General features: G+C 69.9%; 17 protein-coding genes. 14 read left to right on the top strand and 3 right to left on the bottom strand.

What is annotated here, in order from left to right; genetic code table 11:
- Positions 1–20 precede the first annotated feature (20 nt).
- From BIU99_RS17240 to BIU99_RS17205, 8 genes are all read left to right on the top strand, one after another.
- Complete coding sequence (locus tag BIU99_RS17240; protein WP_082915912.1) at positions 21–1,619, top strand: SDR family oxidoreductase; 1,599 nt, start codon at positions 21–23, stop codon at positions 1,617–1,619.
- A gap of 9 nt (positions 1,620–1,628) precedes the next feature.
- Positions 1,629–2,627 carry a malate dehydrogenase gene (locus BIU99_RS17235; RefSeq protein WP_071262336.1) on the top strand — a complete coding sequence of 333 codons (999 nt, stop codon included), beginning with the start codon at positions 1,629–1,631 and terminating at the stop codon, positions 2,625–2,627.
- A gap of 82 nt (positions 2,628–2,709) precedes the next feature.
- Positions 2,710–2,934 carry a heavy-metal-associated domain-containing protein gene (locus BIU99_RS17230; RefSeq protein WP_071262335.1) on the top strand — a complete coding sequence of 75 codons (225 nt, stop codon included), beginning with the start codon at positions 2,710–2,712 and terminating at the stop codon, positions 2,932–2,934.
- A complete protein-coding gene (locus BIU99_RS17225; RefSeq protein ID WP_071262334.1) occupies positions 2,934–5,228 on the top strand; it encodes a cation-translocating P-type ATPase in 2,295 nt (764 codons plus the stop codon). Before BIU99_RS17230 ends, BIU99_RS17225 begins: the two co-directional genes overlap by 1 nt.
- Positions 5,229–5,303: 75 nt before the next feature.
- The gene (locus BIU99_RS17220) at positions 5,304–6,584 is read left to right on the top strand and encodes a GAF domain-containing protein (RefSeq protein WP_082915917.1); all 1,281 of its coding nucleotides are present in this window, start codon (positions 5,304–5,306) and stop codon (positions 6,582–6,584) included.
- Positions 6,585–6,698: 114 nt separating this feature from the next.
- Positions 6,699–8,222 carry an aldehyde dehydrogenase family protein gene (locus BIU99_RS17215; RefSeq protein WP_064294493.1) on the top strand — a complete coding sequence of 508 codons (1,524 nt, stop codon included), beginning with the start codon at positions 6,699–6,701 and terminating at the stop codon, positions 8,220–8,222.
- 121 nt (positions 8,223–8,343) lie between these two features.
- Entirely contained in the window at positions 8,344–8,736 is a 393-nt protein-coding gene (locus tag BIU99_RS17210; RefSeq protein ID WP_071262333.1) for a DUF779 domain-containing protein, read from the top strand.
- A 165-nt stretch (positions 8,737–8,901) separates the two neighbouring features.
- A complete protein-coding gene (locus BIU99_RS17205; protein ID WP_071262332.1) occupies positions 8,902–11,085 on the top strand; it encodes a DEAD/DEAH box helicase in 2,184 nt (727 codons plus the stop codon).
- A 57-nt stretch (positions 11,086–11,142) separates the two neighbouring features.
- Here the strand turns inward: BIU99_RS17205 and BIU99_RS17200 are convergent, their stop codons facing one another.
- Entirely contained in the window at positions 11,143–11,409 is a 267-nt protein-coding gene (locus tag BIU99_RS17200; protein ID WP_064294490.1) for a mycoredoxin, read from the bottom strand.
- Positions 11,410–11,555: 146 nt separating this feature from the next.
- On the opposite strand from BIU99_RS17200, the gene BIU99_RS17195 reads away from it, so the two are divergent.
- The gene (locus BIU99_RS17195) at positions 11,556–12,584 is read left to right on the top strand and encodes a 6-phosphofructokinase (RefSeq protein WP_064294489.1); all 1,029 of its coding nucleotides are present in this window, start codon (positions 11,556–11,558) and stop codon (positions 12,582–12,584) included.
- A 60-nt stretch (positions 12,585–12,644) separates the two neighbouring features.
- Here BIU99_RS17195 and BIU99_RS17190 read toward each other — a convergent pair whose 3' ends face one another.
- On the bottom strand, positions 12,645–14,747 hold the full coding sequence (locus tag BIU99_RS17190; protein WP_064294488.1) for a S9 family peptidase: 2,103 nt from the start codon (positions 14,745–14,747) through the stop codon (positions 12,645–12,647).
- 76 nt (positions 14,748–14,823) lie between these two features.
- On the opposite strand from BIU99_RS17190, the gene BIU99_RS17185 reads away from it, so the two are divergent.
- The 4 genes from BIU99_RS17185 (at position 14,824) to BIU99_RS17170 (ending at position 19,216) form a co-directional block, all read left to right on the top strand.
- Positions 14,824–15,663: an aldo/keto reductase gene (locus tag BIU99_RS17185; protein ID WP_064294487.1), complete on the top strand. Its 840-nt coding sequence runs from the start codon at positions 14,824–14,826 to the stop codon at positions 15,661–15,663.
- Positions 15,664–15,716: 53 nt separating this feature from the next.
- Positions 15,717–17,561, top strand: coding sequence for a DUF2207 domain-containing protein (locus BIU99_RS17180; protein ID WP_175484429.1), 1,845 nt, complete (start codon positions 15,717–15,719; stop codon positions 17,559–17,561).
- Positions 17,562–17,705: 144 nt separating this feature from the next.
- Complete coding sequence (locus BIU99_RS17175) at positions 17,706–18,884, top strand: inorganic phosphate transporter (RefSeq protein WP_064294486.1); 1,179 nt, start codon at positions 17,706–17,708, stop codon at positions 18,882–18,884.
- A complete protein-coding gene (locus BIU99_RS17170) occupies positions 18,881–19,216 on the top strand; it encodes a hypothetical protein (RefSeq protein WP_064294485.1) in 336 nt (111 codons plus the stop codon). The genes BIU99_RS17175 and BIU99_RS17170 overlap by 4 nt, the downstream gene beginning before the upstream one ends.
- 220 nt (positions 19,217–19,436) lie before the next feature.
- Here the strand turns inward: BIU99_RS17170 and BIU99_RS17165 are convergent, their stop codons facing one another.
- Positions 19,437–20,714 (bottom strand): uracil-xanthine permease family protein, encoded by a 1,278-nt coding sequence (locus BIU99_RS17165; protein ID WP_064294484.1) that lies wholly within the window; start codon positions 20,712–20,714, stop codon positions 19,437–19,439.
- A 135-nt stretch (positions 20,715–20,849) separates the two neighbouring features.
- Between BIU99_RS17165 and BIU99_RS17160 the strand changes: the two genes are divergently transcribed.
- Positions 20,850–22,301, top strand: coding sequence for an NCS2 family permease (locus BIU99_RS17160; protein ID WP_064294483.1), 1,452 nt, complete (start codon positions 20,850–20,852; stop codon positions 22,299–22,301).
- The last annotated feature ends 12 nt before the right edge of the window (positions 22,302–22,313 follow it).

Genomic DNA, 22,313 nt, shown 5'->3' with positions numbered 1-22,313 from the left:
CGGGTCGTAACGTTGCATCCATGACCGAATCATCGACTCCGAAGCGCGTACTCGTCACGGGTGCCACCGGCTACATCGGCGGGCGGCTCGTGCCGCGGTTGCTGGAGGCCGGGTACACGGTGCGGGTGCTCGTGCGCTCGCCGCAGAAGCTCACCGACGTACCCTGGCGCGAGCAGGTGGAGGTCGTCGAGGGTGATCTCGGGGACGCCGCCCGGGTCGCTTCGGCCTGCGAGGACGTCGACGTCGTCTACTACCTCGTGCACTCCATGGGCGGCAAGGGCGACTTCGAGCAGACGGAGCTCGCCGCCGCCGAGCACGTCGCCGCCGGCGCTGCGGCGGCCGGGGTCTCGCGCATCGTCTACCTCGGTGGCCTGCACCCCGAGGGCGTCGAGCTGTCGAAGCACCTGCGGTCCCGCACCGAGGTCGGGCGGATCCTGCTCGCCTCGGGCGTTCCGACGATCGTCCTGCAGGCCGGTGTGGTCATCGGCTCCGGATCGACCTCGTTCGAGATGATCCGCCATCTCACGGACATCCTGCCGTACATGCCGGCGCCGCGCTGGGTCCGGAACTTCATCCAGCCGATCGCGGTCCGTGACGTCCTGCACTACCTGCTCGCGGGCGCCGAGGTCGACCGCGACGTGAACCGCGCCTTCGACATCGGTGGCCCCGACGTCCTCCGGTACGGACAGATGATGAACGGCTACGCGGTCGAGGCCGGCCTCTCGCAGCGCCCGATCGCGCCGCTCCCGGTCCTCACCCCGTGGTTGGCCTCGCAGTGGGTGAACCTCGTGACGCCGATCCCGCGCCGGCTCGCGTCGCCGATCATCGAGTCGCTGCTCGTCGACTGCGTCATGGGCGATCACGACATCGACGCGGTCATCCCGCCGCCGGAGGGCGGTCTGACGGGGTACCGACGCGCGGTGCGCCTCGCACTGCAGCGCATGCGGGACGGTGAGGTCGAGACCTCCTGGCGGAACGCGACCGTGGACGGCGCGCCGAGCGACCCGCTGCCGAGCGACCCCGACTGGGCCGGACACACCGTCTACATCGATCTCAAGGAACGGAAGACCTCCGCGAGCGCCGACCGGCTCTTCTCGGTGATCGAGTCCATCGGCGGCGAGAACGGGTGGTACTCCTTCCCGCTGGCGTGGGCGATCCGTGGCTGGATGGACAAGCTCGTCGGTGGTGTCGGCCTCCGACGTGGTCGCGACGATCCGCAGCATCTCAGCGTGGGGGACGCCCTCGACTTCTGGCGGGTGGAGTACCTCGAACGCGGTCGGATGCTTCGCCTGCGCGCCGAGATGCGCGTGCCCGGACTCGCGTGGCTGGAGATGAGCGCGACCCCGGTCGGCGACGGCTCGGTCTACCGGCAGCGCGCGGTCTTCTTCCCGAAGGGGCTCGGCGGACGCCTGTACTGGTTCGCGATCCTGCCGTTCCACGGGATCATCTTCAACGGGATGGCGAACCGCATCACGGAGGCGGCCGTAGCACTGCCGTCCGAGACCTCGGCCCAACGGAAGAACCGCGTCGGTCCGGTGTCGCCGGAGGAGCACGAGGCGGTCGACTCCGCGGAGGCGGACATGCAGGCCTCACGACCCACGCCGGAGGCCGCGGAGTAGCGTGGCCGTATGAGCGAACCCACCGTCGTCACCGTCACCGGAGCCGGAGGCCAGATCGGCTACTCCCTGCTCTTCCGCATCGCGTCAGGTCAGCTGCTGGGGCCCGACCGGCCCGTCGCCCTGCGCCTGCTCGAGATCCCGCAGGGGCTCGGAGCGGCCGAGGGGACGGCATTGGAACTGCAGGACTGCGCGTTCCCGCTCCTGGCCGGGGTGGAGGCGACGACCGAGCTGTCGCGCGCCTTCGACGGGGTGGACGTCGCCCTGCTCGTCGGTGCCCGTCCCCGTGGTCCGGGCATGGAGCGAGCCGACCTCCTCGCGGCCAACGGCGGGATCTTCGCACCGCAGGGCGCGGCGATCGGAGCCGGTGCGTCCGACGACGTGCGCGTGCTGGTGGTCGGCAACCCGGCCAACACGAACGCTCTCATTGCGCAGTCGGCCGCCGCGGGGGTGCCGGCCGAACGGTTCACCGCCCTGACCCGACTCGACCACAACCGCGCCGTCGCGCAGTTGGCCGCCAAGACCGGCGCACCCGTGTCCGAGATCGACGGCGTCGTGATCTGGGGCAACCACTCGGCGACCCAGGTGCCGGACCTCTCCCAGGCGACGGTCGGTGGTCGTCCGGCCCTCGAACTCGTCGACGAGGAGTGGATCGCCGACGAGTTCATCCCACGGGTGGCGAAGCGCGGTGCGGAGATCATCGCGGTCCGGGGCTCGTCGTCCGCCGCCTCGGCCGCTGCCGCTGCCATCGACCACGTGCGCGACTGGGTGGACGGCACGGCGACCCCGGGCCGGCCGGAGCGCTGGACCTCCGTGGCGCTCCCATCGGAGGGCTGGTACGGCGTACCGGAGGGGCTCGTGAGTTCGTTCCCGGCCCGCTCGGTCGACGGACGCTGGGAGGTGGTCGAGGGGCTCGACATCGCGCCCGTCTGGCAGCGGCGCATCGACGCTTCCGTGGTGGAACTCGAGGAGGAGCGGGCGGCGGTGCGGGCGCTCGGCCTGCTCGGCTGATCAGGTGATCGCGTCCCGCAAACGGTTGCATGGGGTACCCCCTGGGGGTATATTGAAGGCTCCGATTCACTGAGGAGGACGCATGTCCGAGACCACCGCAACCACCACCTACCGCGTCGACGGCATGACCTGCGCGCACTGCGTGTCCGCTGTCACGACCGAGCTCTCCGCGCTCTCCGGCGTGGACGGGGTCGCCGTGGATCTCGACGCGGGGACGGTCACGGTCTCGGGTACCTCCTCGACGGACGAGGCCGCCATCGGTGCCGGCGTCCAGGAAGCCGGCTACACGCTCGTGGGTCGTCGCTGATGAGCGCGCCACTCATCCAGCTCGACCTCGACATCGAGGGCATGACCTGCGCGAGTTGCGTGGCACGCGTCGAGAAGCGGCTGACCGCGCTCGACGGTGTCGAGGCGCAGGTCAACCTCGCGACCGAACGGGCGACGGTGACCGCACCCTCCACCGTCACCGCGGACGAGCTGATCGCGGCCGTCTCGAAGGCCGGCTACACGGCGACGGTGCGTCCGCCCGCTGACGAACGCGCCGCAGTGAACCGGGAGCAGACTCCGACGTCGGGAACGACGCCCGACCCCTCGGCGACCGTGACGACGCTCCGCACCCGCCTCGTCGTCAGCGCGGTGCTGGCGCTGCCCGTCGTGCTGCTCGCGATGATCCCCGCCTGGCAGTTCGACCACTGGCAGTGGCTCTCGCTGACCCTCGCGACGCCGGTCGTCTTCTGGGGTGGGTACCCGTTCCACCGGGCGACGTTCGCGACGCTGCGGCACGGCTCGGTGACGATGGACACCCTCATCACGCTCGGGACGGGGGCAGCGTACCTGTGGTCCGTCTGGGCGCTCTTCTTCGGCATGGCCGGGATGACGGGCATGCGGCACGAGTTCACCTTCTTCGCACCCGACGCCGACCCGTCGAGCGCGCTGTACCTCGAGGTGGCCGCCGGCGTGACCGTCTTCCTGCTCGCCGGTCGCCTCATCGAGCAGCGGTCGAAGCGTGCCGCCGGTGAGGCACTCCGCGACCTCATGACGCTGGGCGCCTCGGAGGTCTCCGTGCTCCGGCACCGTGCGCCGGACCCCACCGACCTCATGGCGCCCACCCGCACCGAGGAACGGATCCCGATCGGGCAGCTGCTCGTCGGAGACCACTTCCTCGTGCGTCCTGGTGAGTCCGTCGCCACCGACGGGGTCGTCGTCGAGGGGGCGGCGAGTGTCGACGAGAGTCTTGTGACGGGGGAGTCCGTCCCGGTCGAGCTCGTAGCCGGCTCGCGGGTCATCGGTGGCACGATCGCGCGCGGCGGCAGTCTCGTGGTGCGGGCGACGGCCGTCGGCGCCGAGACGCAGCTGGCGCGTATGGCTCAGGCGGTCGAGGCGGCACAGCTCGGGAAGAGCCGGGTCCAACGGCTCGCCGACCGCGTCTCGAGCGTGTTCGTCCCGGTCGTGCTGGTGATCGCCCTCGGCACCGCCATCGTGTGGGCGCTCACCGGCTCGACCATGGAAGCGGCGTTCACCGCCGCGGTCGCCGTCCTCATCATCGCCTGCCCGTGCGCACTGGGGCTCGCGACCCCGGTGGCCCTCCTCGTCGGGACGGGACGCGGTGCGCAGCTCGGCATCCTCATCGCCGGACCGGAGGCGCTCGAGCAGGCGAGCGGGATCGACCGCATCCTGCTCGACAAGACGGGGACCGTCACGTCCGGGCGGATGAGCGTCACGGAGGTCTGGGCGGCCGGTGCGACGGACGAGGTGCTCGCCCTCGGCGCGGCGCTCGAGGCGGCCTCCGAGCACCCCATCGCCGAGGCGATCGTCGCGGAAGCGACCCGCCGCGACGCACCGCGTCCGGTGGTCTCGGACTTCGCGAGCCTCGAGGGTCTCGGCGTCACCGGCACGATCGACGGCGGAACCGTGCTGGCCGGACGTCCCGCCTTCGCGGAGGACCAGGGCTTCCGCATCGGACCGGACGCGGCGAGCGCCCTGGCTTCCGCCGCGGAGCGTGCGAGTACCGTGGTGGTCGTCGCCTGGGACGGCGAGGTCCGCGGCGTCGTCGAGGTCGCCGACACGGTGAAGCCGGAGGCCCGCGCCGCCATCGGACGCGCCGTGTCCCTGGGTATGACACCCGTGCTCCTCACCGGCGACAACGCGGCCGTTGCAGCGCGGGTCGCGGCCGAGGTCGGGATCACCGAGGTGATCGCTGACGCGAGCCCCGCCGACAAGGTCGCCGCCGTCGAACGGCTTCAGTCGGCCGGTCACCGCGTCGCCATGGTCGGCGACGGGGTGAACGACGCCGCGGCGATCGCCACGGCCGATCTCGGGATCGCCATGGGGACGGGCACGGATGCGGCCAAGGGTGCAGCCGACCTCAGCATCGTCTCCGGTTCCCTCGCCACGGCGATCGACGCCGTGCGGCTCTCCCGACGGACGCTCGGGATCATCCGCGGCAACCTGTTCTGGGCGTTCGCGTACAACGTGGCGGCGATCCCGCTCGCCGCCCTCGGCCTCCTCAACCCGATGATCGCGGGTGCGGCGATGGCGTTCTCCAGCGTGTTCGTCGTGCTCAACAGCCTGCGTCTCCGCCGGTTCCGTCCGGCCGCCTGAGGTTACCCGTCGACCGACGGGCTGTGGCGGATACACTGTCCGCAGAACCGGTCGACGTGGATGGGTGGTGGTGAGGTGTCCAGTCCGTGGCTGGCGGCCCCGGCGCGTGCCGAAGCGCAGCGTGGACTCGTCCGACGGCTCGTCCGCGAGTCGTGGGAACGGTCGATGGGCCGTCATCTCGATCCGGACAACCTCATGCCGGAGCTCGCCTTCGACGAGGACGAGTTGCGCGACCACCGCCTCGGACACCCGCTCGCCGGCGTCCTCCCGGTGATCACCAAGCTGCTGGTCAACGACGCGGACGACGACTCCGGCATGCTCGTCGCGGTGGGCGACGCCATGGGGCGGCTGCTCTGGGTGGACGGCGACCGTCATCTGCGGCGACGGGCGGAGGGCATGCTCTTCGTCGAGGGTGCCGGATGGTCCGAGCGGGAGGTGGGGACGAGCGCGCCGGGCACCGCGCTCGAACTCGACCACGGCATCCAGATCCACGCGGCCGAGCACTTCAACCGGCTCGTGCACCCGTGGAGCTGCACGGCGGTCCCGGTGCACGATCCCGAGACCCGGCAGATCATCGGCGTGATCGACATCACCGGTGGCCCGCAGGCGGTCGCCTCGCATGCGCTGCCACTGATGGAGGCCACCGCGGCCGCCGTCGAGTCCGAGATCATGGTGCAGCGGCTTCGCGCGGTCGCCGACCGTCGGTTCGCCGGTCGCGCACACACGGACACACCCCGCCGGACGACCGCGGTGCGGCCCGGCCTGCAGGTGCTCGGTCGTGACACCGGCCTGCTGATCGGACACGGGGCGAGCCGCCCGACCGAGCTCAGCCGACGGCACGCCGAGATCCTGACGCTGCTGGCCTGGCACCACCAGGGCCTCAGCGCCGATGCGCTCGCCGGGCTGCTCTACGACGGGGACGAGGCGGCGGTCACCCTCCGGGCGGAGCTCGTCCGGCTGCGGAAGGTGCTCGGCGGGACCGCGCCGACACTCGTGCCGGTCTCGCGGCCGTACCGGCTCACCACCCCGCTCCAGCTCGACGCCCACCAGGTGTTGTCCCTCCTCGACCGCGGCGCCCACCGCGCAGCACTCGCCGCGTACCCGGGTCCGCTCCTGCCGGACTCCACCGCCCCCGGTGTCATCGACCTCCGCGAGCGGGTCGCGACGCGCCTTCGCGAGGCGATGCTGACCGACGCCTCGGCGGATCTGTTGCACGACTACATCCGGACCGCGGCCGCGCCCGACGACGTCGAGGTCCTGCACGCCTGCCTCCGACTGCTGCCGCCGCGGTCACCGAAGCGCGCCGGCCTCGTCGCCCGCATCGAGGCGATCGACGCCGAGCTCTCGGCGTCCTGACGGCCGATCCGGTCCGCGGTCCGCGGCGCAACCTCCTGCAACCTCCCGCCGACTAGCGTCGACGGCACGCACCTGAGCGGTGCGACACCGACAACGTCGTCGACAAGGAGTGACATGACCGTCTACGCCAACCCGGGTACCGAAGGTGCCGTGTTCAGCTACGCCCCCCGCTACGACCACTTCATCGGGGGCGAGTACGTCCCGCCCGCGAACGGCCAGTACTTCGAGAACCCGACCCCGGTCACCGGAGCCGTGTTCACCGAGATCGCCCGAGGCACCGCGGCCGACGTGGACCGAGCGGTCGAGGCGGGATGGAAGGCGTTCCCCGCCTGGTCGAAGACGAGCGTCGCCGAGCGCGCGGTGATCCTGGGCCGCATCGCCGACCGCATGGAGGAACACCTCGAGGAGATCGCCGTCGCCGAGAGCTGGGAGAACGGCAAGCCGGTCCGCGAGACCCTGGCCGCCGACATCCCCTTGGCCATCGATCACTTCCGCTACTTCGCGGGGGCGATCCGCGCCCAGGAGGGCGGCATCTCGGAACTCGACCACGACACGGTCGCCTACCACTTCCACGAACCGCTCGGCGTCGTCGGACAGATCATCCCCTGGAACTTCCCGATCCTCATGGCCGTGTGGAAGCTCGCACCGGCGCTCGCCGCAGGCAACTGCGTCGTGCTGAAGCCGGCCGAGCAGACCCCGGCGTCGATCCACCTCATCGTCGACCTCGTGAAGGATCTGCTGCCGGCCGGCGTGCTCAACGTCGTCAACGGCTTCGGCATCGAGGCCGGGGCCCCACTGGCCTCCCACCCGCGGATCCGGAAGATCGCGTTCACCGGCGAGACGACGACCGGGCGCCTGATCATGCAGTACGCGAGCGAGAACCTCATCCCGGTGACGCTGGAGCTCGGCGGCAAGAGCCCGAACGTGTTCTTCGAGGACGTGGCGCGCGAGCACGACCAGTACTACGAGAAGGCGCAGGAGGGATTCAGCATGTTCGCCCTGAACCAGGGCGAGGTCTGCACCTGCCCGAGTCGGGCGCTCGTCCAACGGTCCATCTACGACGGCTTCGTGGGCGACGCGCTGACCCGCATCGGCAGGATCAAGCAGGGCAACCCGCTCGACACGGACACGATGATCGGTGCCCAGGCGTCGAACGACCAGCTCGAGAAGATCCTCTCCTACATGGACATCGGCAAGCAGGGCGGCGCGAAGCTGCTCATCGGCGGCGAGCGCGCCGACCTCGGCGGTGAGTTGAGCGGCGGGTTCTACGTCCAGCCGACCGTCTTCGAGGGGACGAACGACATGCGGATCTTCCAGGAGGAGATCTTCGGGCCCGTGCTCGCGCTCACGAGCTTCGCGGACTACGACGAGGCGATCTCCATCGCGAACGACACCCTCTACGGCCTCGGCGCTGGGGTGTGGAGCCGTGAGGCGACGACGCTGTACCGGGCCGGGCGGGCGATCGAGGCGGGACGCGTCTGGTCGAACACCTATCACCAGTACCCGGCGCACGCGGCGTTCGGCGGGTACAAGCAGTCGGGCATCGGCCGGGAGAACCACAAGATGATGCTCGACCACTACCAGCAGACGAAGAACCTGCTCGTGAGCTACGCGGAGGGGCCGATGGGCTTCTTCTGATCGACATCCCCGGTCCCTGAGCCCCATCCGGTCCCTGAGCTTGTCGAAGGGCGCCCATCGACAGGCTCGGGGACCGGCGGAGGGGCAGGGCCGGGCACACGACACGACGAAGGAGGACACCATGACCGGACGGGTCGAGGTCACCGACGCTGCGGCCGCACTGGTGCGGGAGATGACCGCGCTGCACGGACCGCTCATGTTCCATCAGTCCGGCGGATGCTGCGACGGGAGTTCGCCCATGTGCTACCCCGTCGGGATGTTCCGCACGGGCGCGGTCGACGTCCTGCTCGACACGCTCGACGTGCCCGGGCTCGACGCGCCGGTCGAGGTCTACATGTCGCGTTCCCAGTTCGAGTACTGGAAGTACACGCACCTGACGATCGACGTGGTGCAGGGGCGCGGCAGCGGGTTCAGCGTCGAGGCCCCGACGGGGCAGCGGTTCCTCATCCGCTCGCGCATGCTCGACGACGCCGAACTGGAGCGGTTCGGGCTCGTCGACAGCGCGCCGGACTGAGCGCTCGCGACCGATGCGGCCGATGGCGTAGACTGGGCACACGCCCGTCGGGCGCCCGTGTCGGTCTCGTGCAACGCTCTGTTGCTCCACGACGACCAGTCGGGCCCGGCGCCCGTCTCTTCCGGCCCCTCGGCCGATGAGGCTCTTCGACTGCTCAGGAGGAGCATGCCGCACACCGGCCAGCAACGCCGTTCCCAGGGGCGTTCCAGCACCCGTTCATCTGGCCGCTCGAACCCCAGAGGGTCCTCGTCGCGTCACGACGACGACGCGCCGATCATCCCCATCCTCGCCCGCAAGGTGCGCGAGGTCGAGGCGAAGGCGCAGAAGGGCAAGGTCGGGCCGACCAACCGGACCAAGTACCAGGTCATCGCCTTCCTCGTCCGCGAGGAACGAGCCAGGGTCAAAGCCGACACGACGTACAGCGACGCCACGCGGGCCGAGCTCCTGAAGCGCCTCGACGGTGTGGCGACCATCCTCGCCAAGACGGCGGCGCGCGACACCTCGCTCATCCAGCTCCTCGAGGCCGATGCGGCGACGAGCCCCGTCGCGCAGCGGCTCCGGCGCGACTGGCTCCTCGAGTCGGGCGCCGAACTCAGCGCCGACGAACTCATCATCACCGTCGAGAAGCCCGTCGTGGAATCCGTCGTCCCGGCCGAGCTCGCCGAGAAGCAGGTCATCCCGCAGTCGGTCAAGGCACGTCAGTTGGCCAATCCGTTCCTCGCCCCGGACTTCAGCCAGGCGGCACTGCAGCCGACCGTCCGTCGACGACTCGACAGCTGGGAGCTCATGGGCCCCCTGTACAAGGCGTTCGAGCTCGGTTCCGGCGGGGGAGCGGCCTCGATGGACCTGCCAGAGGCCCCCAAGCTCGACCGGCTCTCGCCGCGCGGCCTCGAGGTCATGAAGCACCAGGCGCGCTTCGTCGAGAGCGTCCGTGAAGGACACCGTTCGTTCCTGCTCGCCGACGAGCCTGGCCTCGGCAAGACCGCACAGTCGGTCCTCGCCGCCTCGGTCGCCGAGGCGTACCCGCTCCTCGTGATCGTCCCGAACGTCGTCAAGATGAACTGGGCGCGCGAGGTCGAGCGCTGGACGCCGCACCGACGCGCCACGGTCATCCACGGCGACGGCCAGGCGCTCGACGCCTTCGCCGACGTCATCATCGTGAACTACGAGGTCCTCGACCGCCACCTCGCCTGGCTCGGGACGCTCGGCTTCCGCGGCATGGTGGTCGACGAGGCGCACTTCATCAAGAACCTCCACTCCCAGCGTTCGCAGCACGTGCTGTCACTCGCGAACCGGATCCGGAAGGCGACGCCCGGCCAGGATCCGCTGCTGCTCGCGCTGACGGGTACGCCGCTGATCAACGACGTCGAGGACTTCAACGCCATCTGGCAGTTCCTCGGCTGGATCAAGGACGGCAAACCGACCGCCGAACTCATGGAGCGGCTCGAGGACACCGGCCTGACCCCCGCCGAGCACGCCTTCTACGCCGCCGCGCGGTCCGCCGTCATCGACATGGGCATCGTGCGCCGCAAGAAGCTCGACGTCGCCAAGGACCTGCCCGCCAAGCGCGTCGCCGACCTCCCGGTCGAGCTCGACGACGAGGCGATCCGGTCCATCCGCGACGCCGAGGCCGAGCTCGGGCAACGGCTCAAGTCCCGCTACGTGCGGGTGCTGGAGTCGCGTGGTGAGCGCGTCGACGCGCTGCACGAGCCGAACACCGACCTCATGCGCATGGTCGCCCAGGCCGAGCTCGACGAGTCCAAGGCCGCCGGTGGCACGGAGAACGTGTTCACCATGATCCGCAAGATCGGTCAGGCCAAGGCCGTCCTCGCCGCCGACTACACGGCGCAGCTCGCGAGGTCCGTGGGCAAGGTCGTGTTCTTCGCGAAGCACATCGACGTCATGAACGCGGCCGAACAGTTGTTCGCGGGTCGCGGCTTGAAGACGGTGTCGCTCCGCGGCGACCAGACCGCGCAGGCGCGTCAGGCCGCGATCGACGCCTTCAACACCGATCCGGAGGTCGCGGTCGCAGTCTGTTCGCTCACCGCCGCCGGCGTCGGCGTCAACCTGCAGGCCGCGTCGAACGTCGTGCTCGCCGAGTTGTCCTGGACGGCCGCCGAGCAGACCCAGGCGATCGACCGCGTGCACCGCATCGGTCAGGAGGAGCCGGTCACCGCCTGGCGGATCATCGCCGCGCACACGATCGACGCGAAGGTCGCGGAACTCATCGACAGCAAGCAGGGCCTGGCCGCTCGCGCGCTCGACGGCAGCGACCAGGACGTCGCATCGGTCGACTCGGTGCAGCTGAACGCCCTCGTCCACCTGCTCCGCGAGGCGCTGGGGGCCTGACGCCCGATACGTCCGGCCGGATGACCACGGGTCGCCTGGCCGGACGTCGTCGGCGGGTCAGACGCCGAGAGCCGCCTTCACCTGCGCGAGCGACGGGTTCGTCGCGGTCGAGCGGTCGGGGAAGATCACCGTCGGGACCGTCTGGTTGCCGCCGTTCAGCGAGGCGACGAGGTCGGCGGTCCCCGGGACCTGCTCGATGTCGACCTCGGTGAACGGGATGCCGGCTGCGGACAGCTGGTGCTTCAGTCGGGCGCAGTACCCGCACCAGGTCGTGGAGAACATCGTGATGCCGCCATCGGCGGGCAGGTAGTCGTCGGCACTCATCCCAGCAGCCTAACCCCGGTGGACGAGGCACCGACCCTCTGGGCCGGAGGACCACCGGCGCCGGATGAAGCACCGTCGGCGAGACGGTATTGTCGGGGATGACTCCCGGCACCTGAGGTGCCCCGATCCCCATGAGGACTGTTGATATGAGAATTGGTGTGCTCACGAGCGGCGGCGACTGCCCCGGCCTGAACGCGGTCATCCGAGGAGCGGTCCTCAAGGGGACGAAGATCCACAACCAGGAGTTCATCGGCATCCGCGACGGGTGGCGAGGTGTCGTCGAGGGCCTGACGATGCCGCTCGACCGCCACAGTGTGCGCGGTCTCGCCAAGCAGGGTGGCACCATCCTCGGCACGAGCCGGACCAACCCGTTCGAAGGACCCCACGGCGGCCCGGAGAACGTCCAGCACACCATGGACCGGCTCGGCATCGACGCGCTCATCGCCATCGGCGGCGAGGGCACGCTCGCCGCGGCGAAGCGTCTGACCGACGCCGGCCTCAAGATCGTCGGCGTCCCCAAGACGATCGACAACGACCTCGACGCCACCGACTACTCCTTCGGCTTCGACACCGCCGTCGAGATCGCGACCGAGGCCATCGACCGCCTCCGGACGACCGGTGAATCGCACAAGCGGTGCATGGTCATCGAGGTCATGGGCCGGCACGTCGGCTGGATCGCTCTGCACGCCGGTATGGCGGCGGGTGCCCACGCCATTCTCATCCCGGAACAGCCGCAGTCGATCGAGCAGATCTGCGAGTGGGCGGACAGCGTCTACCAGCGCGGTCGCGCCCCGATCATCGTGGTGTCCGAGGGCTTCACGCTCGACACCATGGAGACCGCGCACTCCGAGAAGGGACTCGACGCGTTCAACCGTCCCCGTCTCGGCGGCATCGCCGACGTGCTGGCACCCGAGATCGAGCGCCGGACGGGCATCGAGTCGCGCGCGACCGTGCTCGGCCACCTGCAGCGCGGTGGCGTCCCGAGCGCCTACGACCGCGTGCTCGCCACCCGCCTCGGCATGGCCGCCATCGACTCCGTCATGGCCGGCGATTGGGGCACGATGATCGCCCTCCGAGGCACCGAACTCGTCAACTGCCGCTTCGAAGAGGCGCTCGGCAAGCTGAAGACCGTGCCGCAGGAGCGCTACGACGAAGCGGCGATCCTCTTCGGCTAGACACCCGCCGCACCGACGACGCCCCTGCTCCCGACGGAGCAGGGGCGTCGTCGCTTCGGATCAGGCCGGATCGGTGTCCGTGAGTCCGAGCACGTCGAGCAGCCAGGCGAGCTCCTCGGCGCGCTCACGCCACGCGTTGTACCGACCGCTCACCCCACCGTGCCCGGCGCTCATCTCGATCTTCATCAGTGCCGGCGCTCCGGCGTCCCGCAGGCGGGCCACCCACTTCGCGGGTTCCACGTACAGGACGCGGGTGTCGTTGAGACTCGTCGTCGCGAGGATGCGCGGGTAGCGCTTCTCCGGGTCGACGTTCTCGTAGGGACTGTAGGCCTTCATGTACGCGTAGACCTCGGGGTCGTGGAGCGGATCGCCCCATTCGTCCCATTCGATGACCGTCAGGGGGAGCGACGGGTCGAGGATGCTCGTCAGCGCGTCGACGAACGGAACGCCGGCGAGGATGCCCGCGAAGCGGTCGGGAGCACGGTTCGCCACGGCGCCCATGAGGAGGCCGCCTGCGCTGCCGCCCTCGGCGACGAGCCGGTCAGGCGTCGTCCAGCCCTCGCGGATGAGATGGTCGGCCACGTCGACGAAGTCGCTGAAGCTGTTCTGCTTGTGGAGCTTCTTGCCGTCCTCGTACCAGTGGCGCCCGAGTTCACCGCCGCCGCGCACATGGGCGATCGCGAAGGTCACGCCGCGGTCGAGCATCGACAGTCTCGCGATCGAGAAGGACGGGTCCATGCTGGCCTCGTACGAGCCGTACCCGTAGAGGTGGAGCGGCCCGGGCCCCTCGACACCGACCCGGCGCACGATGGAGATCGGCACCCGGGTCCCGTCCACGGCCGTCGCCCACTCCCGGAACTGCTCGTAATCCGCCGGGTCGTAGTCGCCGAGGACCGGCTGCTGCTTGCGCACGAAGCGTTCGCCGGACCGGAGGTCGAGTTCGAGCACGGTGGACGGCGTCACGAGGGACCCGTATCCGAACCGGAGCATCGGTTGAGCCCATTCACCGTTGCCGTGCCAGCCGACGGTGGACAGCGGTTCGTCGAAGGCGATCTCGTCGATGTCGCCACTCGTCGGGTCGAGCAGGCCGATGCGGGTCAGGCCGTCGCGCCGGTAGGAGACGGTGGTCACGGCCTCGAACGCCTCGACGTCCTCGAGCCGGCGCTCGCTGCTGTGCGCGACGACGACCCGCGCCGTGCCGAGCGGATCCGACAGCGGCACCTCCACGAGCTCGAAGTCCGGCGCGTCCCGGTTGTGCAGGATGAGCAACCGGTCTGCGCCGTCGGCCACCCGGTGTTCGACGCTGTACTCGACGCCGTCGGTCCGCGGCCAGACGATCCGCGCCTCCTCGGACAGTGCGTCGGCGGGGACGAGTCGGGTCTCGCTCGTGACCGAGGAGCCTGCCTCGATCAGGAGCAGCGCGCGGCTGCGGGTGAATCCGGCGCCGACCCAGAACCGCTCGTCGGGCTCGTGGAAGAGGACCGTGTCGTCGTCCTGGGATGTCCCCACCCGGTGCAGGTGCACGGTGTCGGGGCGCCAGCTCTCGTCGACCGTCGTGTAGACGATGGCGGTGCCGTCGGGGGAGAACTCCGCCCCGCCCGCGGTCCCGAGGAGTTCGTCGTCGAGGTCGACGCCACTCGCGAGGTCCCGGACACGGACGGTGTACCGCTCGTCGCCTTCGACGTCGACGCCGTAGAGCAGTCGCGTGCCGTCGTCCGACACGTCGAAGCTGCCGAGGGAGAAGAACTCGTGGCCCTCCGCCTCGACGTTGGCGTCGAGGATGATCTCCTCGCCGGGGGCCGCGCCGCCCTCGGGCAGGGTCGGCGGCGTCCAGTCCTCCGGGTCGGCGACCGGGATGCGGCACTGGATGCCGTACTGGCGGCCTTCGACACTGCGGCCGTAGTACCACCATGCACCGGAACGGGTCGGGACCGAGAGGTCGGTCTCGAGCGTGCGACGCTTGATCTCCTGGAAGATGCGCTCGCGCAGTCCGGCCAGATGCGCCGTCTCCTGTTCGGTGTAGGCGTTCTCCGCCTCCAGGTGCGCGATCACCTCAGGCGACTCCTTCTCGCGGAGCCACTCGTACGGGTCGACCACGGTGTCGCCGTGGTGGGTGCGTTCGGTCGGTCGGGTCTGGGCACGGGGGGCAGAGAGCTTCGCCATGGTCCAACGCTAGTCGAGGCGCGCCCTCCCAGCCCGCTCGGAGCCATCCGAGGGCCGCCGGGTCTAGCGTGGGGTGATGACGACCATCCCAACATTCGCGCTCAACGACGGTTCGAGCGTCCCCGCGATCGGTTTCGGCACGTACCCCCTGCGGGGCCGCGAGGGCACCGACGCCACGCTGTCCGCCATCGACGCGGGCTATCGACTGATCGACACCGCCGTCAACTACCGCAACGAGGACGCCGTCGGCGCAGCGGTCCGCGAGACCGACGTGTCCCGCGACGAACTCGTCGTCGCGACGAAGCTGCCCGGCCGCGACCACGGTTTCGAGGAGACCATCACCTCGTGCCGCGGATCCCTGGCCTCGCTCGGCCTCGACCACATCGACCTGTACCTCATCCACTGGCCGAACCCCTCCGTCGGCCGCTTCGTCGAGTCGTGGAAGGCCATGATCCAGCTGCAGCGCGAGGGCCTCGTCCGCAGCATCGGCGTCTCGAACTTCACCGAGGAGTTCCTGACCCGCCTCGCCGACGAGACGGGTGTGCTGCCGGCCGTCAACCAGGTCGAGTTGCACCCGTACTTCCCCCAGGAGGAACTCCTCGCGTTCCACCGCGAACACGGTGTCCTCACCGAGGCCTGGAGCCCGCTCGGCAAGGCGCAGGCACCGTTCGCCGAGGAGCCCGTCGCAGCGGCCGCCGCGGCGCACGACGTCTCGCCGGCGCAGGTCGTCCTCCGCTGGCACCACCAGCGCGGCGTGCTCCCCATCCCGAAGTCCGCGTCCCCGGAACGCCAGCGCACGAACATCGACGTCTTCGACTTCGCACTCAGCGACACCGAGGTGCAGGCGATCACCGCACTCGGGCGGACGGACGGCAGGCTCTTCGACGGAGACCCCAACACCCACGAGGAGATGTGAGTCCCGGCGGGCGCGTCCGCGCGCCCGCCGGCACCCCTCCTAGACTTGGCCGGGTGAAGCCCAGACGTCATCGCCTGTCCCCGCTCCGTGCCCGCTCGTCGCGGGTGCTCCTCGTCGCCCTCGCCCTGGCGGTCGGTGCACCGCTCATCGCGACCCTCGCGAGCACGCAGCCCGCCGCGGCCGACGCTCGGACCGACGTCTCCGACTTCACCTTCTCGTCCTTCGACGGCGACTACACCCTGAGCCGTGGCGGCGACGGTCAGGCCGAGCTGCGCGCGGTCGAGACCTTCGTCGCGGAGTTCCCCGACTCCGACCAGAACAAGGGCATCATCCGAGCGATCCCCGACGAGTTCGACCGGGCACCACTGCACACGGAGATCGTCTCGGTGACCGACGCCGACGGTGCGCCCGTGGAGTGGGAGACCGACCGCGACGGCGACTTCCTCGAGCTGTCGCTCGGAACGGACGACTACGTGCGCGGCACGCAGAGCTACGTCATCACCTACACGCAGCGCGGCGTCGTCGGCGCCTATCGCGACACACGTTCCGACGAGTTCTACTGGGACGCGCCCGGGACCGGTTGGGACCAGCCGTTCGCCGACGCCAGCATGACGGTGCGGGTCGCCCCCGACATCGCCGATGCCCTCACCGGTGACGGCGCCTGCTACCGCGGGGATCCGGACGACAGCTCGCCGTGCGACCTCTCCCAGGCGGAGGACGCCGATGGCGACGTCTTCACGACCTCCTCCGTCCCGCTGCAGGCCCGCCAGACGCTGACGGTCGCGATCGGGTTCGAACCGGGCACCTTCGTCCAACCGCCCCGCCCCGGCGAGGCACCGGTCTTCTCCATCGTCCCGATCGTCCTCGGCGCGCTGTCGGCCGCGGGGCTCGGAGCACTCCTGTGGATCCGACTGCGCTTCTGGCGTGACCACCCCGGTCGTGGCGTCATCGTGCCGCAGTACTCCGTCCCGAAGCAGATGAACCTCCTGCTGGCGGGCGACCTCGCCGGACGCGCCTCCTCGTCGATGGCAGCCGAGATCGTCAGCCTCGCCGTCCGCGGCAAGCTCCGGATCGTGGACGGACCGGGCAAGAAGGACTACTCCCTGCAGTACCTCGACGACAGCGCGACGGATGAGCAGGAGCGGCGCGTGCTCGCCGCGCTCTTCCCCGACCGGAACCGACCGCGGGAGATGAAGCAGGTCGACCCGGCGCTCGGCAAGGCGGTCACCGCGGAACTCGCGGCCGCCAAGCGGAACGCCCTCGACCTCGGCCTCCGACGCTCGGTCTCCTCCGGGCGGGCGTGGATCATCGTGGGGGCGCTCGCCGTCCTGGGAGTCGCCGGGATCGTCTTCTTCGGGGTCGCCTACTCCCAGCGAGCGGACAACGGCTGGTCGGTCGCCGCGCTCTTCGTGACCGGGATCGCGCTGCTCGCCGGGATCGTGTTGGCCATCGCGCCGAAACCACTCACCGCCACCGGTGCCGATGCGCGGGACGAGTTGCTCGGCCTCCGCGACTACCTCGCGCTGGCGGAGCAGGACCGCTTCCGCATGTTGCAGAGCCCCGACGGTGCCGAACGGGTGGACCTCGGCGACCCCGGCCAGCTCGTCCGGGTCACCGAACGACTCCTGCCCTTCGCCGTGCTCTGGGGCGTGGAGCGCGAGTGGGCGAAGGAGCTGGGCATCCGCTACGAGCAGGCCGGGAGCGCGCCGTCGTGGTACGCCTCGAACACCCCGTTCCAGGCGGCGATGTTCGCGAACGCGTTCTCCGGCTTCTCCGGATCGGCGTCGAGTACGTCGGCGTCCTGGTCCACCAGTGGGGGAGCGAGCTCGTCCGGCGGCTCGACGGGCGGCGGCTTCGCGGGCGGCGGCGGAGGCGGCGGAGGCGGCGGCGGGCGCTGATCGGCGTCGAGTTGACCTCGACCGGGCAGGGTGTAAGGATCGTGTACGGCGGGTGAACCGCCCGTATCCAGCACGTGAATTCCCCCCAAACACCTCGTCGGGGAGCACTGTGTCCGTATTCGCTCCGCCTCGAGAAAGACACCAGTGGAACTCGTTACCCTGACTGTCGTGCTGGTCATCGCACTGGCACTGTTCTTCGACTTCACGAACGGGTTCCACGACACGGCGAACGCCATGGCGACCCCGATCGCCACGGGCGCCCTCAAGCCGAAGACCGCCGTCCTGCTCGCCGCGATCCTCAACCTCGTCGGTGCGTTCCTGTCCACGGAGGTCGCGAAGACCATCTCGGGCGGGCTCATCCGGGAGGGCGAGGGCGGCATCCGGATCGGACCGGAGCTGATCTTCGCCGGACTCATCGGCGCGATCGTCTGGAACATGCTGACCTGGCTCCTCGGTCTGCCGTCGTCCTCCAGTCACGCCCTGTTCGGTGGACTCATCGGCGCGGCGATCGTCGGCGCCGGCTTCGGCTCGATCGACTTCGGTGTGGTCCTCTCCAAGGTCATCCTCCCGGCGCTGATCGCCCCCGTCACGGCCGGCGTGGTCGCCTATTCGGCGACGAAGCTCGCCTACCGGATCACGCGGCGCTACGACGGCAAGCCCGACGGTCGCGACGGGTTCCGATACGCGCAGATCTTCTCCTCGTCCCTCGTCGCCCTCGCGCACGGCACGAACGACGCACAGAAGACCATGGGCGTCATCACCCTCACCTTCATCGCGGTCGGCGTGCAGGCGGTCGGCACCGGCCCCGAACTCTGGGTCATCGTCGTCTGCGCCCTCGCCATCGCGCTCGGCACCTACATGGGCGGCTGGCGCATCATCAAGACCATCGGCACCGGGCTCACCGACGTCAAGCCGGCACAGGGCTTCGCGGCCGAGACGAGCACCGCCGCCACGATCCTCGCCTCGAGCCACCTCGGCTTCGCCCTCTCCACCACCCAGGTCGCCTCCGGGTCCGTCATCGGCTCCGGCCTCGGGCGACGCGGATCGAAGGTCCGCTGGGGGACCGCCGGGCGGATCGCCCTCGGTTGGTTGATGACCCTTCCCGCGGCCGGCATCGTCGGAGCACTCGCCGCCGCCGTCGCCCACCTCGGTCTCGTCGGCATCATCATCGACGCCGTGGTGGGGGTCGGCGTCATCCTCACCATCTTCCTCATCTCGCGCCGGAACCAGGTCGACCACAGCAACGTCGTCAGTGAGGTCGCCGACTCCGGTCGCGCGGTCAAGATCAAGCGCAACCCCAAGCCCAAGAAGGTGAAGAAGTGATCGACTGGGCAGCATTCCTGATCGTCTTCGCGACGTCGCTCGTCGGCGCGACCGCGATCGTCAGCCTGTACTCCCTCGGGCTCCGGCTCCTGACCACCGCCGGGCGCGTGCCCGTGGTGGCGCCGGCCGAGTTCACCGACGCGATCACGGTCATCACGCCGGAGGAGGCCGCGAAGGCGGCGAAGCGCGCTGCGAAGGCCGCTCGGAAGAACCCGTTGACCCCAGCCCAGCAGAACCTGGCCCGCGCCGGTGCCTACGCCTGCTTCGCCCTGTGTGCGGGGGCGGTCCTCTTCGGCATCTACCTGATCGTGCCCTTCTTCCACCAGGGCTGACCCCCTTCGGATTCGCCAGCGCACCGCGCTGACGCGAGCGCGGGCCACCGGTCCGGGCCCGATGCGTGTGGGTGCGCGGGCGCGGTGCGCTGGCGTGAAACGCACCTACCCGGCGTGACCGCTGGTCACACACGTGAGCGCGGGGCTCCAGAGACCCGCGCTCACGCGTACGACCCGCGCTGGCGCCAGCGCACCGCGCTGACGCCCCGCACCGGACGGGTCAGGCGGTCTTCCGCCAGCGACCGATGGTCGTCATCACGTGGTAGATGACGATCGCGGCGATCGTGCCGAGCGCGATCCCGTTGAAGCTGACGTCACCACCCGCCACCCAGGTGAAGTCGGCGATGCCGATGATGAGGGCCGTCGCCGCGGTGAACTGGTTGACGGGCTTCGAGAAGTCGACCTTGTTGTCGAGCCAGATCTTCACGCCGATGATGCCGATGAGTCCGTACAGGGCCGTCGTGACGCCGCCGAGGACGCCCGCCGGGATGGTGTTGATGACCGCACCGACCTTGGGGGAGAGGCCGAGGAGGACCGCGAACAGACCGGCGACCCAGTAGGCCGCCGTGGAGTAGACCCGTGTCGCCGCCATGACGCCGATGTTCTCGCCGTAGGTCGTCGTGCCCGAACCGCCGCCGAAGCCGGCCAGCATCGTCGCCAGGCCGTCGGACAGGAGTGCGCGACCGGTCTGCTTGTTCACGGAGGCGTCGGTCATCTGTGCGACACCCCGGATGTGGCCGACGTTCTCGGCGATGAGGACGAGCACGACGGGGAGGAACGCCGGGAGGACCGCCCAGACCGCCGGGTTCGAGATCGGGTTGTCCGCGAGGTGGAACTCGGGGAGGCCGACCCATGCGGCGTCCGCGATCTTCGAGAAGTCGATCTCCTGGCGGATCGCCGCGACGATGTACCCGACCACGACACCGATGACGATCGACAGACGGCCGAGGATCCCTCGGAACACCACGGTCGACAGGATGACGGCCGCGAGCGTCACGAGGGCGGTGATCGGAGCCGCCACGAAGTTGTTCTTCGCGGCGGGGGCGAGGTTGAACCCGATGAGCGCGACGATGGCACCGGCGACGACCGGCGGCATGAGCGCATCGATCCACCCGGTTCCCGTGACCTGCACGACGACGCCGACGAGCGCCAGGAGGAGGCCCACCGCGAGGATGCCGAAGAGGGCGCTGCCCATGCCCTGGCTTGCGACCGCGGCGGAGATGGGGGCGATGAAGGCGAACGACGAGCCCAGGTAGCTCGGCACGCGGTTCTTGGTGATGACGAGGAACAGGAGGGTGCCGACGCCCGAGAAGAACAGCGTCGTGGTGGGCGGGAACCCGGTCAGCACCGGGACGAGGAACGTGGCACCGAACATCGCGACGACGTGCTGCATGCCGAGGCCGATGGTCCGCGGCCAGGTGAGCCGTTCACCGGGGCCGACGATCGCGTGGGTCGGGACGTGCTTGCCGTCGCCGTGCAGAGTCCAGGGCAGCGCCATGTGAGCTCGATTCCGTGAGGAGGGTGCTGGTTAAGGGGTCCAGCCGATCGTAGCGGCACCCTCGCATCCCGGTCGTCGCGGGGCGGTCCGCCGTGCCGGTACGCTGGTTGCTTCGATGCAGACCCAGGAGGTCCAGTGACCACGACGCCCACCGCTCCGCGCTCGTTCCGAGAGCGTCTCGACGGTTTCTTCGAGATCAGCAAGCGCGGCTCGACCGTCGGAGGTGAGGTGCGCGGCGGCCTCGTGACCTTCGTCGCGATGGCCTACATCGTCATCCTCAACCCGATCATCCTGAGCGGCTCGGCCGACGTCACCGGTGGCGAACTCGGCTTCGCCCAGGTCGCGGCCGTGACCGCGCTGACCGCCGGTGTCATGACGATCCTCTTCGGACTCGTCGCACGCCTGCCGTTCGCCTTCGCCGCGGGTCTCGGCATCAACTCGTTCCTCGCCGTGAGCGTCGTCGGTCAGGTCACCTGGGCCGAGGCGATGGGGCTCGTCGTCATCAACGGTCTGATCATCGTCCTCCTCGCGGCGACCGGCCTCCGCGCCATGATCTTCAACGCGGTGCCCATCCAGCTGAAGATCGCGATCACCGTGGGCATCGGTCTCTTCATCGCGTTCATCGGGTTCGTCGACGCCGGTTTCGTCCGGTCGACGGGCGCCGGTTCGCCGCCGGTCGGCCTCGGGATCGAGGGCTCGGTCGCCACGGTGCCGACCGCCGTCTTCGTGATCTCCCTGCTGCTCACGGGCGTGCTCGTCGCCCGCAAGATCAAGGGGGCGCTGCTCATCGGGATCGTCGCCTCGACGATCATCGCCATCATCGCGGAGGCGATCTTCAAGGTCGGTGCCTCGAACGGCGGCGAGAACGCCGGTGGCTGGAACCTGAGCGTCCCGACCCTGCCCACCCAGGTCGTCGGGGTCCCCGACCTCAGCCTGCTCGGCCAGGTGAGCTTCGGCGGCTTCGAGCGCATCGGTGTCCTCGCCGCGCTCATGCTCGTCTTCACCCTCGTGTTCACGAACTTCTTCGATGCCATGGGCACGATGACCGGGCTCTCGAAGGAGGCCGGTGTGGCGGACGCCAAGGGTGACTTCCCGCGTCTCCGCTCGGCGCTCATCGTCGAGGGTGTCGGCGCGGTGGCAGGTGGCGCGACCTCGTCCTCCTCGTCGACCGTCTTCATCGAATCCGGCGCGGGCATCGGCGAGGGTGCACGGACCGGCCTCGCGAACCTCGTGACCGGCGCCTTGTTCCTGCTCGCCATGTTCTTCACGCCGCTCACGCAGATCGTGCCCTCCGAGGTCGCGGCCGCCGCGCTCGTCATCGTCGGGACGCTCATGATGTCGCAGATCAAGGACATCGTCTGGACCGAGTTCTCGGTCGCGCTCCCGGTGTTCCTGACGGTCGTCGTCATGCCACTGACGTACTCGATCGCCAACGGCATCGGCGCCGGCTTCATCGCCTGGGTCGTGCTCCGCTCCCTGTCCGGGAAGGCACGCGAGATCAGCCCGCTGCTGTGGGTCGTCGCGGCCGGGTTCCTCGTCTTCTTCGCCCGCGGACCCATCGAGCAACTCCTCGGCGTCGCGTCCTGACCGGACCGTCGG

It is taken from the genome of Plantibacter sp. MMLR14_011, assembly GCF_001865025.1.
In the GTDB taxonomy this organism is placed as follows: Bacteria; Actinomycetota; Actinomycetes; order Actinomycetales; family Microbacteriaceae; genus Plantibacter; species Plantibacter flavus_A.
This window is presented reverse-complemented; position numbering and strand designations above follow the sequence as displayed.